Source organism: Streptomyces sp. 4F14 (genome assembly GCF_048159485.1).
GTDB lineage: Bacteria > Actinomycetota > Actinomycetes > Streptomycetales > Streptomycetaceae > Streptomyces.
In genome coordinates this window covers 177,368-193,471 of record NZ_JBLRVY010000002.1, presented here as the reverse complement: position 1 = coordinate 193,471, position 16,104 = coordinate 177,368, and the positions used below count along the sequence as shown (strand labels likewise).

General features: G+C 71.8%; 14 protein-coding genes. 2 read left to right on the top strand and 12 right to left on the bottom strand.

Annotated features, from left to right (window positions below):
• Position 1: 1 nt before the first annotated feature.
• The 6 genes from ACLZOT_RS03160 to ACLZOT_RS03135 form a co-directional block, all read right to left on the bottom strand.
• Complete coding sequence (locus ACLZOT_RS03160; RefSeq protein WP_416967128.1) at positions 2 to 718, bottom strand: endonuclease/exonuclease/phosphatase family protein; 717 nt, start codon at positions 716 to 718, stop codon at positions 2 to 4.
• 146 nt (positions 719 to 864) lie between these two features.
• Complete coding sequence (locus ACLZOT_RS03155) at positions 865 to 1,818, bottom strand: ROK family glucokinase (RefSeq protein ID WP_416967127.1); 954 nt, start codon at positions 1,816 to 1,818, stop codon at positions 865 to 867.
• Between the two features lie 55 nt (positions 1,819 to 1,873).
• The gene (locus tag ACLZOT_RS03150) at positions 1,874 to 2,347 is read right to left on the bottom strand and encodes a DUF5304 domain-containing protein (RefSeq protein ID WP_416967126.1); all 474 of its coding nucleotides are present in this window, start codon (positions 2,345 to 2,347) and stop codon (positions 1,874 to 1,876) included.
• 53 nt (positions 2,348 to 2,400) lie between these two features.
• Positions 2,401 to 3,540: an ArsA family ATPase gene (locus ACLZOT_RS03145; protein WP_416967125.1), complete on the bottom strand. Its 1,140-nt coding sequence runs from the start codon at positions 3,538 to 3,540 to the stop codon at positions 2,401 to 2,403.
• 66 nt (positions 3,541 to 3,606) lie between these two features.
• A complete protein-coding gene (locus ACLZOT_RS03140) occupies positions 3,607 to 4,041 on the bottom strand; it encodes an SRPBCC family protein (protein WP_416967124.1) in 435 nt (144 codons plus the stop codon).
• An 83-nt stretch (positions 4,042 to 4,124) separates the two neighbouring features.
• A complete protein-coding gene (locus ACLZOT_RS03135) occupies positions 4,125 to 4,880 on the bottom strand; it encodes a metallophosphoesterase family protein (RefSeq protein ID WP_416967424.1) in 756 nt (251 codons plus the stop codon).
• A 276-nt stretch (positions 4,881 to 5,156) separates the two neighbouring features.
• On the opposite strand from ACLZOT_RS03135, the gene ACLZOT_RS03130 reads away from it, so the two are divergent.
• Positions 5,157 to 6,953 carry an AMP-dependent synthetase/ligase gene (locus tag ACLZOT_RS03130; RefSeq protein WP_416967123.1) on the top strand — a complete coding sequence of 599 codons (1,797 nt, stop codon included), beginning with the start codon at positions 5,157 to 5,159 and terminating at the stop codon, positions 6,951 to 6,953.
• A gap of 19 nt (positions 6,954 to 6,972) precedes the next feature.
• On the opposite strand, the gene ACLZOT_RS03125 is transcribed toward ACLZOT_RS03130, so the two are convergent.
• On the bottom strand, positions 6,973 to 8,553 hold the full coding sequence (locus ACLZOT_RS03125; RefSeq protein WP_416967423.1) for a GMC oxidoreductase: 1,581 nt from the start codon (positions 8,551 to 8,553) through the stop codon (positions 6,973 to 6,975).
• Between the two features lie 83 nt (positions 8,554 to 8,636).
• On the bottom strand, positions 8,637 to 9,779 hold the full coding sequence (locus tag ACLZOT_RS03120) for a glycosyltransferase family 4 protein (RefSeq protein WP_416967122.1): 1,143 nt from the start codon (positions 9,777 to 9,779) through the stop codon (positions 8,637 to 8,639).
• A gap of 108 nt (positions 9,780 to 9,887) precedes the next feature.
• Between ACLZOT_RS03120 and ACLZOT_RS03115 the strand changes: the two genes are divergently transcribed.
• Positions 9,888 to 11,099, top strand: a complete 1,212-nt coding sequence (locus ACLZOT_RS03115) for a glycosyltransferase 87 family protein (protein ID WP_416967121.1) — start codon at positions 9,888 to 9,890, stop codon at positions 11,097 to 11,099.
• 4 nt (positions 11,100 to 11,103) lie between these two features.
• On the opposite strand, the gene ACLZOT_RS03110 is transcribed toward ACLZOT_RS03115, so the two are convergent.
• The 4 genes from ACLZOT_RS03110 to ACLZOT_RS03095 form a co-directional block, all read right to left on the bottom strand.
• Positions 11,104 to 12,243 (bottom strand): hypothetical protein, encoded by a 1,140-nt coding sequence (locus ACLZOT_RS03110; protein ID WP_416967120.1) that lies wholly within the window; start codon positions 12,241 to 12,243, stop codon positions 11,104 to 11,106.
• A 59-nt stretch (positions 12,244 to 12,302) separates the two neighbouring features.
• Complete coding sequence (locus ACLZOT_RS03105; RefSeq protein WP_416967119.1) at positions 12,303 to 13,316, bottom strand: NlpC/P60 family protein; 1,014 nt, start codon at positions 13,314 to 13,316, stop codon at positions 12,303 to 12,305.
• A 210-nt stretch (positions 13,317 to 13,526) separates the two neighbouring features.
• Positions 13,527 to 14,567, bottom strand: a complete 1,041-nt coding sequence (locus ACLZOT_RS03100; RefSeq protein WP_416967118.1) for an NlpC/P60 family protein — start codon at positions 14,565 to 14,567, stop codon at positions 13,527 to 13,529.
• A 164-nt stretch (positions 14,568 to 14,731) separates the two neighbouring features.
• Positions 14,732 to 16,072: an NYN domain-containing protein gene (locus ACLZOT_RS03095; RefSeq protein WP_416967117.1), complete on the bottom strand. Its 1,341-nt coding sequence runs from the start codon at positions 16,070 to 16,072 to the stop codon at positions 14,732 to 14,734.
• Positions 16,073 to 16,104: the final 32 nt, after the last annotated feature.

The following is a 16,104-nucleotide window of genomic DNA, read 5'->3' as shown; positions in this document are numbered from 1 at the left end:
TCTAGTTGCCGGGAATTCTGAGGGTGGCCAGGACCGGGAGGTGGTCCGTGGCCGCCCTCAGGTCGTTCTCCGTGATGCCGGGGAAGTCCCTGGGGACGCCCGCGGTGAGGACCTCGATGCCCTTCGTCGTGAAGATGGCGTCGATCCTCCTGTCCGGCCCGGTCGCCGGGAAGGTGTGTTCCGTCCCCCAGGGGGCCGTCACCCACGTGTCCTGGAGGGTCTCCGCGAGGCGTTCGAACGAGCGGCCCGTGGGGGGTTCGTTGATGTCGCCGCCCGCGATGGCGTGGTCCACGCCCATGCCGGCGAGCCTGTCGAGGAGGGTGGCCGTCTGGTCGTAGCGCTCCTCCTCGTCCAGGGAGAGGTGGGTGCTGAGGACGCCGAGGCGGGCGTTGCCGATCCGTACGACGGCTGTCGCGAAGCCGCGTCTGTGGTTGCCGGTGGTGAGGGGGAGGAGGACGTCCTCGGTCCGCTCGACCGTCGTGCGCAGGGAGCAGAGGATCGCCGGGCCTGCCGCTGTGCCGCCGCCGGTGAGGATGACCAGGTCTGCGGCTCTTGCCAGGCGGGCGAGTTTCTTGCGCCAGCGGAAGAAGCGGGGGGCTTCCTGGAGGAGGACCAGGTCGGGGGTGGCTGCTTTGATGATGCGGGCGAGGGCTTGGGGGTCGTCCCTGAGGGAGCGGATGTTGTAGGTGAGTACGCGGATGGTGGGGGGCAGGGGCATGGGCGTCAATGTACGCCTAAACAAAGGGGGCGCTGGGAGGGTGCGCGACTGCCGGTAGTACATGGCTTGTCGCGCAGTTCCCCGCGCCCCTAGGTGGGTTTCCGCGCCCCTTGAATGCACAAATCCGTAGGGCGACAATCCCTACATCACATGATCGGGTCCGGCTCCCTGGCCAGGTCCGCCGCCCCTACCAGGCCCGCGTCGTTCCCCAGGCTCGCCGCCAGTACGTCCGCCACCGGGCGCCAATTGCCGCCCACCAGCCAGCGCTTGTACGACTTGCGGATCGGGTCGAGGACCAGCTCACCCTCGTCCGACAGGCCGCCGCCGATGATGAACGCCGACGGGTCGAAGAGGGACGCCAGGTCGGCCAGGCCCGCGCCCACCCAGCGGGCCAACTCCCGGTACGAGTCCACCGCCACCGGGTCGCCCTGTCGCGCCGCCATCGAGATGTGCTTGCCCTCGATGCCGTCGGGGGTGCTGTCGCCGAGGCCGAGGAGGATCTCCGCGTTCTCGGGGGCCGCGTTGGCGCGCTGTTTCGCGTAGCGGACGAGGGCGCGGCCGGAGGCGTACTGCTCCCAGCAGCCCTGGGAGCCGCAGCCGCACAGGAGGCCGTCGGGGACCATGCGGATGTGGCCGAACTCGGCGGCGACCCCGAAGTGGCCCCGGCGCAGCTTGTTGCCGATGATGATGCCGCCGCCGAGGCCGGTGCCGAGGGTGATGCAGATGACGTTGCGGTGGCCCTTGCCCGCGCCGAACTTGTACTCGCCCCACGCCGCGGCGTTCGCGTCGTTCTCGACGACGACGGGAAGGCCGGTGCGCTGCTCGACCTTCTCCTTCAGCGGCTCGTTGCGCCAGTGGATGTTGGGCGCGAAGTAGACCTCGGAGCGCTGGCGGTTGACGTAGCCGGCGGCGCCGATGCCGACGCCCACGATCTCGTGCCCGGCGCGCGCTCCCTCGACGGCGGAGGCGATGGCGTCCACGATGCCCTCGGGCGTGCCCGGGGTCGGCACCTTGTGGGTCGACAGGATGGTGCCTTCCTCGTCGACCACGCCGGCCGCGATCTTCGTGCCGCCGATGTCGACGCCGATGGTGAGTCCCATGAATCCCTCAGTTTCGGTCGAGCCCCGCTATGGGCCACCGTACCGGAGGGGAACCTCACTCCACGTCGATCCGCTGACCCGGCCCCTGGCCGTCGCCCCTGTCGTCCTTCCCGTCGCTCGCGTCGCTCTTCGTCCAGCGGTTCTCCTGGCGCTGGACCGCGGAGCGGTACGCGGCGAGGAGTTCGCTGCCCGCCGCGCTGAGGTGGTCGAAGACGTCCGGGTTGCGTTCGACGACCGGTTCGACGACCGCCTTCGCCTGCTGGACGACCTGGCGGACGACCTGCTGCGCGGCGGGTCCGGCGACCGCGCCGAGGAGGGGGGAGTTGAGGCCGCCGAGCTTGTCGGAGACCGCGTCGAAGAGTTTGCGGAGTTCCTCGCCGGCCGAGCCGGGGGGCGGGCCGTACTGGGCCCGGCGGCGGGCCTTCTCCGCGGCCAGGTCCTCTTCGCAGGCGGTGGCCCAGGCGTCCGCGTCCGTGGCCCGCGGCGTCTCCTCGACCGCCTCACGCGCCTGACTGTCGTCGCTGCTCATGGCGTCTCCCTACGGCTCGTCCTTACGACGGTACCCGAACGGCGGTACGTCCTTCACCGCTCCCGCGGCCACAACCCGGGATCCGGCACGAACCGCACCCTCAGCTCGCCGTCCCTGAGCGAGGCGCCCTCGACCGTGCAGCGGCGCAGCGCGGAGGGCAGCGCGACGATCCGCCGGAACTGGCCGACGGTGACGACGAGTTCGTCCCCCCGGCGGATCAGGTCCAGTTCGTCCCGTACGGCGCCGGGGAGGGGCAGCGTCCACACGAACACGTCGTCCTGCTCGGTCACCGGCCACTCGACGGGGGCCGGCACCTCGGCAGGGGGTACGGCGAGGGCGCGGAGGTCGTCGGTGCCGCGCGGGTCTCTGCCGAGGTGGGGGACGATCACGGCGTCCCACTCGTCCAGCGCCTTCCGCTGCTGGGCGACGGGGCCCGCGAGCCAGCCCGGCTCGTCCGGCAGCACCCGGTTGGCGACCAGTGCTTCGACGCGGAGCTGCCTGAGCGCGAGCCCGAGGCGGGCGTCCCGTACGGCGTCGGTGCCGGCGGGGCCGGGTTCCGCGACGATCCGTACGCCGGTCCGGGGGCCGGCCAACACGGCCTCCACGGCGGCCAGTTCCGTATCCCATCTGCTCGCCGTCTCGTACAGCCACTCCGCCGGCATCGGCACCCCGGCGAGACGGCCCAGCACAGGTCGCAGGGCTCGTGCGGCCTGCCGTTCGGCGGGAAGCAGCCGCCGGATATAACGCCGCAGCTCCTCCGGAAGGGCCAGCAGAGCGAGCGCCTGCGGGGTGGCCGGCAGATCGACGACGACCAGCTCGAACCGCTCGGACAGCACGGCGTCCCGCAGAGCGCGCAGCAGATTGAGCTCCTCGGCACCGGGGAGGGAGGTCAACTCCTCGCCTTCGAGCCGCGAGGCCCCGAGCAGATCGAGCGCCCCGGTCGCCCTCTCCTGGAACCGGACGAGGTCATCCCGGAAACCGAGCGAGGCATCGGGCCGCCAGGCGGTGAGGAACTCGTTGACGGCAAGCGGCTTGTCCCCGGTGACCACCCCGAGCGCGGCCCCCAGACTGTCCCCGCGATCAGCACTGAGGACGAGGGTCCGGGTGCGGTCGAGGGAGGCGGCGAGGGCGGTAGCGGCAGCGAGGGTCGTACGACCGGCACCGCCGGGACCGGTGACCAGGAGAGTGCGCATAAGGAGCAACGCTAACGGTCGAGTTGCGACCGCCGGTCAGCGGTGGCTGGTCGCGCGCCCGGACTCCTAGCCCTCCACCCTCTTCTTCAGCCCCTCCAGCGCCCGGTCGATGATGACCTTCTCGGCCTTGCGCTTGATCATGCCCAGCATCGGGATCTTGACGTCGACCGTGAGGCGGTACGTGACCTCGGTCGAGCCCCCGCCCGCGGCCTTCAGGGTGTAGGAGCCGTCCAGGGAGCGCAGCATCTGGGACTTGACCAGCGTCCAGGAGACCTCGTCGGGCCCGGTCCAGGTGTACGCCAGCGTCTGGTCGTCCTTGATCGCGCCCGCGTCCATGACGAGGCGGACCTCTTCGGCGCGACCGGACGCGTCCGACTTCAGGACCTCCGCCTGTTTCACCTCACCCGTCCACTCCGGGTACCGCGCGAAGTCGGCGATGACCGCCATGACGTCGGCCGGTGCCGCCGAGATCGTGATGCTCGAACTGGTGTGTTCCGCCATCGCCGGGTTCCTCCAGATGCGGGCCGGTGAGAAGTCGCTGCGCGTGAAGGCTACCGCGCCCATGACCTGCCGACTTCACGCCCCTACCACTCCAGGACCCACGGCTTCCCGGACCCGGCGAAGTGGCCGACGTTGACGCATTCGGTGGCGCCGACCCGCATGCGCCGCGCGAGGGGCTGGTGGACGTGTCCGAAGAGGGAGTAGCGGGGCCGGGTCCGGCGGATCGCGTCGAGCAGCGCACGGCTCCCGCGTTCGAAGCGCCGCGCGACGGTGTCGTACACGAGCTCCGGCACCTCCGGAGGAATGTGCGTGCACAGGACGTCGACGGAGCCGAGGGCCTCGATCTTCGCCGCGTACTCCTCGTCGGAGATCTCGAAGGGCGTGTTCATGGGGGTACGCAGGCCGCCGCCGACGAACCCGAAGGTGCGGCCGCCGATCTCGGCGACCTCGCCGTCGAGGACGGTGGTGCCGGGGCCGGCGTACTCCTTCCAGAGCGCGGGCATGTCGACGTTGCCGTAGGTGGCGTACGTCGGGGTCGGGAACGCGGCGAAGAGGTCGGCGTACTGCCCCCGCACGGCGTTCTCGATGACGGCGGCGCGGTCGCCGTCGACGGTGGACCAGAGCTGTCGGCCGAGGTCACGGGCCTCGTCGAAGCGGCGGGCGGTGCGCAGGGCGACGAGCCGGCCGGCGTTGTCCGCGCCGAAGAGGTCGGGGAAGATGCCGCGGGAGTGGTCGGCGTAGTCGAGGAAGAGGATCAGGTCGCCCAGACAGACGAGCGCGTCGGCGCCCTCCCCGGCGCGCGCGAGGTCCCGCGCGTTGCCGTGGACGTCACTCACCACGTGGATGCGTGTGGATGCCATGTCGATCAAGGGTAGGCGGGGAGGCGGCGGGTGAACAGTGACGTCCACGACCGCTGTTACTGGCCGGTCGGCAAGTCGGTGGACTACCGTACGCAGAGCAATACCCGAGATGTGTGACACGGCGAACATCTCGACCGGCCCCCCTGTCGAAGTCGCCATACCGACCGGTAACGTCCGGGCAGTCCACCGAGCCTTGGACCGCACCGTCGCATCGCACACCGTCGTGGCGCCGGCGCCCTATGAGGAGCAGCAGTCTTGCGCGAGTTCAGCCTTCCGGCTTTGTACGAGGTCCCTGCGGACGGAAATCTGACCGACATCGTCCGCAGAAACGCCGCGCAGCACCCGGATGTGGCTGTGATCGCCCGCAAGGTGGGCACCGCGTGGCAGGACGTGACGGCCACGGAGTTCCTCGCCGAGGTGCACGCGGCGGCGAAGGGCCTGATCGCGGCCGGGGTCCAGCCGGGCGACCGGGTGGGCCTGATGTCGCGCACCCGGTACGAGTGGACGCTCCTGGACTTCGCGATCTGGAGCGCGGGCGCGGTCACGGTCCCGGTGTACGAGACCAGCTCGCCGGAGCAGATCGGCTGGATCCTCTCCGACTCGGGCGCGACGGCCTGCGTCGTGGAGCTGGAGTCGCACGCGGCGGCCGTGGAGTCGGTGCGCGAGTCGCTGCCGGAGCTGAAGCACGTCTGGCAGATCGAGGGCGGTGGCGTCGAGGAGCTGGGCCGGCTCGGCCGGGACGTCACGGACGCGACGGTCGACGAGCGCAGCGCCCAGGCGAAGGCGGACGACCCGGCGACGATCGTCTACACCTCGGGGACGACCGGCAGACCCAAGGGCTGTGTCCTCACGCACCGCAGCTTCTTCGCGGAGTGCGGGAACGTCGTCGAGCGGCTGCGCCCCCTGTTCCGCACCGGCGAGTGCAGCGTCCTGCTGTTCCTGCCGCTGGCGCACGTCTTCGGGCGGCTCGTGCAGATCGCGCCGATGATGGCGCCGATCAAGCTGGGCAACCTCCCGGACATCAAGAACCTCACGGACGAGCTGGCCTCCTTCCGCCCGACGCTGATCCTGGGCGTGCCGCGCGTCTTCGAGAAGGTCTACAACTCGGCGCGCGCGAAGGCGCAGGCCGACGGCAAGGGCGCGATCTTCGACAAGGCCGCCGACACGGCGATCGCCTACAGCAAGGCCCTCGACCTGCCGTCGGGCCCGCCGCTGGGGCTGAAGATCAAGCACAAGGTGTTCGACAAGCTCGTCTACAGCAAGCTGCGCGCGGTCCTCGGCGGCCGGGGCGAGTACGCGATCTCGGGCGGCGCCCCGCTCGGCGAGCGGCTCGGCCACTTCTTCCGGGGCATCGGCTTCACGGTCCTGGAGGGCTACGGCCTCACCGAGTCCTGCGCGGCGACGGCGTTCAACCCGTGGGACCGGCAGAAGATCGGTACGGTCGGCCAGCCGTTGCCCGGCTCGGTCGTCAGGATCGCGGACGACGGCGAGGTGCTGCTGCACGGCGAGCACCTCTTCAAGGAGTACTGGAACAACCCGGCGGCGACCGCCGAGGCGCTGGCCGACAACTGGTTCCACACCGGGGACATCGGCACCCTCGACGAGGACGGCTACCTCTCCATCACCGGCCGCAAGAAGGAGATCATCGTCACGGCGGGCGGCAAGAACGTCGCCCCGGCGGTGATCGAGGACCGGATCCGGGCGCACGCGCTGGTCGCCGAGTGCATGGTCGTCGGGGACGGCCGGCCGTTCGTGGCCGCGCTGGTCACCATCGACGACGAGTTCCTGGGCCGCTGGGCCACCGAGCACGGCAAGCCGGCGGATGCCACCGCGGCGTCGCTGCGTGACGACCCGGATCTCCTCGCGGCGATCCAGACGGCGGTCGACGACGGCAACGCCGCGGTGTCGAAAGCGGAATCGGTGCGGAAGTTCCGCATTCTCTCCTCCCAGTTCACGGAGGACTCGGGCCACCTGACGCCCTCGCTGAAGCTCAAGCGGAACGTGGTGGCGAAGGACTACGCGGCCGAGATCGAGGCCCTGTACGCGAAGTAGCCTGCTTTCTCGGGGCAGTTCATGGCGCGGTGTCCTCGACGAGGACCCGCGCCATCGTCCTCTCCGCGAGCGCGGTGATGGTGACGAACGGGTTCACCCCGATGTTGCCGGGCACGAGCGAGCCGTCGGTGACGTACAGCCGCGAATAGCCTTTGACGCGGCCGTAGTCGTCGGTCGCCTTCCCCAACACGCAGCCGCCCAGCGGGTGGTAGCAGAAGTCGTCCGCGAAGACCTTGCTGGGCGTGCCGAACAGGTCGTAGCGGTAGATCGTCGAGTTGGCCGCGTTGACCCGGTCGAACAGCTTCTTCGCCATCGCCACGGACACGGCGCTCTGTGCGGCGCTCCAGCTCAGGCCCAGCGAGCCGTTGTTGTACGTCAGGGTCGCGCGCTGGGGGTTCTTGGTGATCGCCAGGTAGAGGCTCACCCAGTTCTCCAGCCCCGTCGGCAGCGGGGCCATTTCGGCGAACACCGGGTTGTCGGTGTTGGCCCAGTCGTCGATGCCCATCACCGGCATCGTGGACTGGTTGGCGCCGGTCGTGTCCCACAGGTGGTTGGCGCGGCCCAGCATGACGTTGCCGTTGGTGCCCCAGCCGGCGCCGACGCTCGCGTCCAGGGCGGGGAGGGTGCCCGACTGGCGTGCCTTGACGAGGAGTTCGGTGGTGCCGAGGCTGCCGGCCCCGAGGAACAGGTAGGTGCAGCCGTACTGTTTCGTCTCGACGACCGTCCCCGTGTCGTCGATCCTGCTCACGCCGAGCACCCAACTCCCGTCGCCGGCGCGGCTGATGGCGGTGACCTTCTCCATCGTATGGATGGTGACGTCGCCGGTGCCGAGCGCGGAGGCGAGGTACGTCTTGTCGAGGCTGCGTTTGCCGTGGTTGTTGCCGTAGATGACCTCCTGGCCGAGCGCCGACTTGGTCGCCGTGCCGGCCGCTTCCTTCTGCATGTACGCGAAGTCGTACACGCTGGGCACGAACGTGGTCTTCAGGCCCGTGTTCGCCGCCGCCTTCCTCGATGTGCGGCTGAACTTGTACCACTCCGTCGACTCGAACCAGGCCGGGTCGATCGTGTTGACGCCGAGCATCTGGCGGGCCCTGGGGAAGTACGTGCCGTACATCTCCGTCGCGTCGACCGTGGGGAACTGCTCGGTGAAGTACGCCTGGTTGGGGGTGACCGCCATCGAGCCGTTCACGAGGGAGCCGCCGCCGACGCCCCGGCCGACGTAGACCGACATGTTCGCGAACTTCACGCGGTCCAGGACGCCGGGGTACGGGGTGATGTCCTTGTTGACGACATCCAGCCACAGGAAGCTGGCGAGAGGGGCCTCGGTGCGGGTCTTGAACCACATCGAGCGCTTGTCCGGATTCGCCGTGTTGCAGAAGACCTTGCCGTCGGGGCCGGCCGTGTTCCAGGCCCGGCCCATCTCAAGGACGAGGGTACGGATGCCGGCCTGCGCGAGCCGCAGCGCGGCGACCGCCCCGCCGTACCCCGAACCGACCACGATCGCCGGGGAGTTGTCGATGGCCTCGGGTTCTTCGGCGTGGGCGGACTGGAGGGAGATACGGGTGAGACCGAGGGTGGCGGCCGTCTGGAGGGCGGCCATGCCGAGGATCTGGCGTCTACTGAGCTGACGTTGCGTCAGATGTGCTGTCATATGCGGAGCATGGGGGGAATGGCGGATTCCTGCTAGAGAAACGTCCTCAACTTTTCCGCCAAGAGGTCCCAACGCCACTTCTCCTCGACCCACTTGCGGCCCCGCTCCCCCATCCTGCTCCTCAACTCCGCGTCCCCCAGCAGCACGACGATCCGCTCGGCCGTCTCCTCGGCCGACTCACCCCGCACCACCCAGCCGGTCTCGCCGTCCAGGACCGCGTCCGGCGCTCCCCCCGAGTCCCCGGCCACCACTGGCAGTCCGGTCGCCGACGCCTCCAGGTAGACGATCCCCAGGCCCTCGACGTCGAGCCCGCCCCGCCGCGTCCGGCACGGCATCGCGAAGACGTCCCCGGCGCCGTAGTGGGCGGGCAGCTCGCCCCACGGGACGGAGCCCGTGAAGCGTACGGAGTCCTCGACTCCCGTCTCCGCGGCGAGCTTTCGCAGGTCGCCCTCGTAGGGGCCGCCCCCCACGATCAGCAGCACCGCGTCCGGCTCGGCCTTCAGGATCCTCGGCAGGGCGCGGATCAGCGTGTCCTGGCCCTTGCGGGGCACGAGCCGTGACACGCACACCACGACCGGCCGGTCGGCGAGCCCCAGCCGCGCCCGGACCTCCGCGCCCCCCGACCCCGGATGGAACGTCTTCTCGTCGACGCCGGGCGGGAGTTGGACCATCCGCGAGGCCGCCTGCGCCGACAGCGCCCCGGCGATCCGCGACCGCGTGTACTCGCCGAGATAGGTGACCGTGTCCGTCGACTCCCCGATCCTGCGCAACAGGCTCCGGGCCGCCGGGAGTTGCGCCCACCCCGCCTCGTGCCCGTGCGTCGTCGCGACCAGCCTGCGCGCGCCCGCCCTGCGCAGCGCCGGCGCCATGAGCCCCAGCGGGGCCGCCGCCCCGAACCACACGGACGTACACCCGTGCTCGCGCAGCAGCGACACCGCCCGCCGGGTCGCCCCCGGGGTCGGGAGCAGCATCGTCGTACGGTCCCGGACGACCGTGAAGGGCTGCTCGGCGTCGAAGGCGGCGGTGGCCTCGACGCCCTCGCGGCTCCGCTTCCACGTGGACGCGTAGACGACGAGGTCGGCGGGGTCGAGCCGGAGCGCCATGTTGTGCAGGAACGCCTGGATGCCACCGGGGCGGGGCGGGAAGTCGTTGGTCACGACGAGGGTCTTGTGCATCGCGGCCGACTGTAACGGACCGGGTGCCCGGCCCCGCTTCACCGCTCTCCCCCAGCCCCCGGTGCAGGATGTGCCCCACACGCCGATCATGGACGAACAGGGGCAGAGGTGAAGACGACGCCGTCGACCGGGCTGCTGGTCACCTGGGGTGTCACCCGGCTGCTCCTGCTGCTGTCCGTGTACCGGATCCTCCCCTTCCCGGGCCCGGACGTCACGACGGACGTGTCGGTGATCTACCAGGGCTGGTACGAGGTCCTGCGCACCGGCACGTTCCCCCTGCACGACGTCACCTGGCAGTACCCGCCCGCCGCGGCCCTCCCGGTCCTGGCCCCCGCGCTGCTCCCGTTCCTCGACTACGCGTCGGCGTTCTTCGTGCTGGTCTTCATCGCCGACCTGGCCGCCCTGACGCTGCTCCTGACCGCGTCCCACCGCCCCGGCCGCACCCGGCGCGGGGTCTGGGTGTGGGTCGCGGGCGTCCCCCTGCTCGGGCCGACGGCCTACGCGCGCTACGACCTGATGGTGACCGCCGTCGCGGTCGCCGCCCTCGTCGCGGGCGCCCGCCGCCCCCGCGTGATGGGCGCCCTGATCGGTTTCGGCGCGCTCCTGAAGGTGTGGCCGGCCCTGCTGCTGGCCGGGGTCGCCCGGCCTGGGGCCTGGCTCGCGGCGACCCTGACGGCCGCCCTCCTGCTCGCCGTGAGCGCGTTCGTCCCCGGCGCGTTCTCCTTCGTCTCCTCCCAGCGCGAGCGGGGCACGGAGGTCGAGTCGCTGGGCGCGCTGGTCTTCCACGTGGCCCGGTGGTTCGGCTGGCGCGGCGAGGTCGGCTTCTCGTACGGCTCCCTGGAGTTCACCGGCCCCGGTGTGCGGGCGGTGAGCACGGCCGCCCTGTTCCTGACGTCCGTCGCGTTCGGCTGGCTGCTGCTGTGGCGCCTGACGGCCCGCCGCTTCTCGGTCCACACCCCGGCGGACGCGGCCTTCACCGCCGTCCTCCTGTTCACCCTCTCCAGCCGGGTGCTCAGCCCGCAGTACCTGCTGTGGCTGATCGGTACGGCGGCGGTGTGCCTCTGCTTCCGGGGCAGCCGCATGGGTCTCCCGGCGGCCCTGGTGCTGGGCGCGGCGGCGGTGACGGTGATCGAGTTCCCGGTCCGCTTCGACGACGTCGTCGAGAGCACGCCCCTCGGCCTCGCCCTGCTCCTCACCCGCAACGGCCTCCTCGCCGCCGCCGCGCTCCTCGCCTGCGCCCGCCTGTGGCGCTCGACGGCGCCCTGCCCGAAGCCGCTCCCCGTCCCGGCCCAGGCAACCCGGGCGAAGGTCCCCTCCTGACCGCTCAGCTCGCCAGCTGTTCCTTCACGTACGTCCGCCAGTCCTCGGTGAACTCCGGCAGCGACACCCCGAGGACGCTGCCGAGGGCGCCCTCCACCGCCCCAGCCCGTTTCCCGTGCGCCCCGACGGCCCGGTAGAAGGCGTTGAGCCTCTCCTCGCCCCAGCGCCCGGCGATCATCCGGCAGGCCAGCCAGCCGCCCTCGTACGCCTGGGCCAGCCGGGTGGCGTCCGTGCCGAAGCCGAAGTCGGCGTCGGTGGGGAGGGCCGCGGGGAGGCGGCCCTCGTCGACGGCGCTCTGGAGTTCGGGGGCGGCCTGCCGGGGCGTGCGGTCGGTGTCGCGGTAGCCGACCCAGTCGGCGTAGCCCTCGGACAGCCACAGGGGGGTCGCCGCGTTGGTGTGGGCGCGGGTCGCGACGTGGGTCGTCTCGTGGGTGAGGACCACCTGGCGGCCGACCTCGCCCAGCATGCCGTACGCCTCGGGGTTGACGACGATCCGGTCGGCGGGCGCGCGGCCGCCGGTCTCGCCGGTGGTGACGGCCGCGATGCCCCGGTACGAGTCGGCGGGCGAGCCGAGCAGCCCGGCCATCGCCTGGAGGGAGGCCGGCACCACGACGACGACCTTCCGCGCCCAGCCGGTCCCCCACGCGGCGGAGACGGCGGGCACGGCCCGGTCCGCGAGATCGGCGAAGCTCCGCAGCCGCTCGGCGGGCTCCCCCACGCCCAGGACGAGACTGCGCTCCCCCCGCACGGCCTCGACCTTCCCCTGGTCCCACAGCTGCTCCCCCGCCCCGTCCCCGGGCCCCTCGGAGACGACGGACCACACCCCGCCCTCGTCCCGGTCGAGCTTCACGATCCGCGAGGCGGTGACGGGCACGGAGTCGTACCCCTGGACCCGGTAGCTGAGCCGGGCGTCGGCGGTGGCGCGGTCCCCCACGGCGTCGACGGAGGTGAGCCGGTACGACCACTGGGCGAGCGGCACGTCGTAGGTGTTGCCCTCCCGGCCCAGCACCACGGCGGCCCGCCGGTCGAGGGCGGCCTGCACCTCGGCCCGGACGGAACTCCCCCCGCCGCCCCCACTGCACCCCACCGCAAGCAGACACAGGGCTATGCCCCCGGACCACAGCACCCGCCTCGCACCAGCCATCGGGACGATCGTACGGGGGAAGGCAAGAAGGCGAATCCGCAGCCCTACAGCCGCGTGCCCTACGGCCGCGTGACCGACGAGACCGGCATCATCCCCACCGGGTCGTAGCGGACCGGCGCCCCCGGGTACGGCGCGTGGATCACCTGCCCGTTGCCGACGTACATGCCGACATGGCTCGCGTCGGACCGGTAGGTCACGATGTCCCCCGGCTGGGCCTGCGAGAGCGGTACCCGGCGCCCCGCGTGGGCCTGCGCCTGGGAGGTGCGCGGCAGCGAGACCCCGGCCTGTCCGTACGACCACTGCATGAGCCCGGAGCAGTCGAACCCGGTGGGCCCGCTGGCCCCCCACACGTAGGGCCGGCCGAGCGCGGAGCGGGCGGCGGCGACGGCCGCGGCGGCGCGCGGCGAGGACGCCTGGCCGCCGGGGAAGGGCATGTCGTCGCGGCCGGAGCGGGAGACCCGGTCGTAGTCGGCGCGCTCGGACGGGGAGAGGGAGTTGAGGAGTTCCCGGGCGCGCGCGAGTTTCCGTTCCACCGTCCGCTTGTGCGTCGCGACGGCCCTGCGGCTCTTCTCCAGCTCCCCGAGCTTCCCGGCGGCCTCGGCGCGGTCCTGGGACAACTCCCGCATCGCGGACTGGAGTTCGCGCAGCTGTCCGGCCTGGTGGACGGTCAGCCGGTCGAGGGTGGCGGCCTTGTCGAGGTATTCGTCGGGGTCGTCGGAGAAGAGGAGCGCGATGGACGGATCGAGCCCCCCGGCCCGGTACTGGGCCCCGGCGAGCGCCCCGAGCCGTTCCCGCATCGCGTTGATCCGCTCCTGCTGCCGGGCGATGGCGTCCTGCGCGCCGCTGACCTCGCGGCGGAGTTTCCCGGCCTTCTCACCGGCCTGGTTGAACGCCTCGGTGGCCTGCTCGGCCTCGGTGTAGAGCCGGTCGACCTCGGCCCGGGTCTCCCCGGACGGCGCCGCGTGGGCGGGCACCGCCCCGAGGGCTGCCGCCGCGGCGGACAGGGCGCAGAGCGCGGCGCCCGCCCCCCTGTTGAACCCGGACGCCGGTGCAACGCTGCGATGGGACCCCACGGGAAGCCGCACTCCTTCCGCTGACGGACGAGGAAACGCGGCAGACAGTAGCCCTGTGGGCAGGGGGCGGCCAACGACCCGGAACGGACACGGACGGTGACGCCCCGGCCCAGACGCAGGTCATGGGCGGGGCGGACGGTCAGCGCGGGCGGCGGGAATCCACTCGTTCGGGGGGACCCTGCGACGGGGTGTGTCGCGGCCGGGGGTGCGTCAGATGCGGACGCCGAACATGAACGGCCCGCCGATGGTGTCCATCGACTCGTACCGCACGACGGTCCCGGTGCGCGGCGCGTGGATGACCGTGCCGTTGCCCGCGTAGAGCGCGACGTGGTGCAGGTCGTTGAAGAAGATCACCAGGTCGCCGACGCGCAGGTCGCTCTCGTTGTAGATCCGGGTCCCGGCGTTGGCCTGGGACTCGGAGGTGCGCGGGATGGTGATCCCGGCCTGCGCGTAGGCCCAGGAGGTGAGGCCGGAGCAGTCGTAGGTGGCCGTACCGGTCGCACCGAACTGGTACGGCTTGCCCAGCTGGCTCTGCGCGGCGGAGAACGCGGCGGCGGCCCGGCCGGACGCGGAGCCGACGTTCCCGAGGTCCACGCGCTCCCCGGCGTCGCGGCTGGCGCGGCTCTCCTGCTGGGAGATCGCGGCCTTCTCGGCGGCGGTGAGGGTGTTGAGGAGCTCGCGGGCGTCGGAGAGCTTGCCCTGCACCTCGCGCTTCTTCTTGGCGAGCTGGGCGCGGGTCGAGGAGAGGTCGGCGAGCTTCTCGGAGGCTTCGGCGCGCTGCTGGGCGAGCTGGCGCTGCTTCTCCTGGATCTTCTTCAGCGCCTCGACCTGCTGGGCGCTGAGCTGGTCCTGCGTGGAGGCGCGGTCCAGGAAGCTGTCCGGGTCGGAGGAGAGGAAGAGCTGCACGGAGGAGTCGATGTTGCCGGTGCGGTACTGGGCGGCCGCCGCCAGACCTATGGAGTCACGCAGCTTGTTCAGCTCGTCCTGGCCCCGGGCGACGTTGTCCTGGATGGTGGAGATCTCCTTCTGGAGCTTCCCCGCCTTCTCCTCGGCGCCGTTCATGGCCTCGGTGGCCTGCTCGGCCTCTTCGTAGAGCTTGTCGACCTTCGACTTGACCTCGTCCTTCGTCGGCTTCTCGCTCGGCGCCGCGTTCGCGGAGTTCGCGCTGAGGGCGACGGCCGCGGCGGCCGCGGTGGTCAGCAGGGTCACGCGCGTACGGGACGGCGGCTTGGGTCGACGGTGGGACGCCACGGAGACGGGCTCCTTCTCTCGCGCGGAGGTTCGAACCGTGACCCTAGTGACCTGAGTGTGATCAGTTCAAATCCCGTGGCGAAAAAAAGCGGTCGCGCAACGCATAATTTGCATTCAACCAACCCGCGGTGACGCCCACTTGACCCTGTGTAGGGATACGGCGCTCAGGACAGCCGCTTCAGCAGCATCGCCGAAGCCACCGGCCGCGCCCCGGCCTTGGCGACGCCGTCGGCCACCTCCCGGTCGGTGGAGGCGACGATGACGGGCCTGCCCGGCGGTTCCGCCCGCACCAGCTGGCGGATCAGCTCGTCGGCCGTGACCCCGGGTTTCGAGAAGAGGACACGGACGCCGCGCGGAGGCGCGAGCAGGACCGGCGCGACGAGTTCGGCGCCGTCGAAGACACAGGTCACCTCGGCGCCGGTCTGCGCGGCGAGGGCGGAGAGCTGGCCGAGCAGCCGCAACCGCTGCTTCTCCAGCGGCATCTGGGGATAGCCGGTCTTGGTGACGTTGTAGCCGTCGACCACCAGATGCGCCTGGGGCAGCGCCAGCAGCTGATCGAGAATGGCCGGATCGTGCTCCGACAGGGCGCGGGTGGCGATGTCCTTCGGGGTCATCCGGCCCGGCTCGACGGCGTCCACGGTCTCGGCGGGCCGCACGGAGACCGGCGGCAGCGCGAGTTCCCGGCGCAGGCCCTGGGTGGCCTCAAGGACGGTGTCCAGCAGGAGCCGTACGCGCATGTCCTCGACGCTGCGGTTCTCGCGGGCGGCGCGGCGGCTGGCCTCCAGGGCGGCCTCGACCTCGCCGAGGCGGGACTTGAGGCGCCGGGTCTCGCTCTCGGCGGCGGACACCTGGGCGCCGCCCTCGGCGCGGACGGCCTCGATCTCGGCCTGGAGCTTGCGCTGGGCGGCCTCGCCGCGCTTGACGTCGCTGAGGGCGGAGCGCAGCTTGCGGTGGGCGGCCTCCGCCTCCCGCCGGGCGGCGTCGAGTTCCTGGCGCAGGCGTTCCGTCTCGGTGCGGACCTGGCCCTGCGCGTGGGCCAGTTCCTCGCGCAGGCGCTCCAGTTCGGCGCGGCTCTCCTCGTCGGCGCGTTCGGCGTCGGCGCGCTGGGCCTCCTCACCGGCGGCGGTGACGAGCTTGACCCAGCCGGTGGGGCGCAGCACGTAGGCCGCCGCCGCCACGTCCAGCGGGTCGGCGGCCGGGGGCGGCGAACCGGAGTCGAGGGCGCCGGTCAGCTCCGGCTGGGCCTCTCTGAGCTTCTCCCCGATGCGCTGGCGGAACAGCGCGTCGGTCTCCAGCGCCGAGGCCATCGCGTTGCCGGCGAACTTGGCCCGGCGGTTGGCCGCGAAGCGGGCGTACTGCCGCAGTTGCGCGGGCAGTTCGGCGACGGTCAGGCCGCCGAAGCCGTCCGACACGATCTGCACGACCCTGCGGCGCACCCCGTCGGGCAGGGGGCGGTCGAGCACCTCGGCGGCGCCGTCGCCCGGCTCGCCCGTGGTCTCCGCCATCCGTCACACCCCACTTGCCGTGCGGGGCCGCT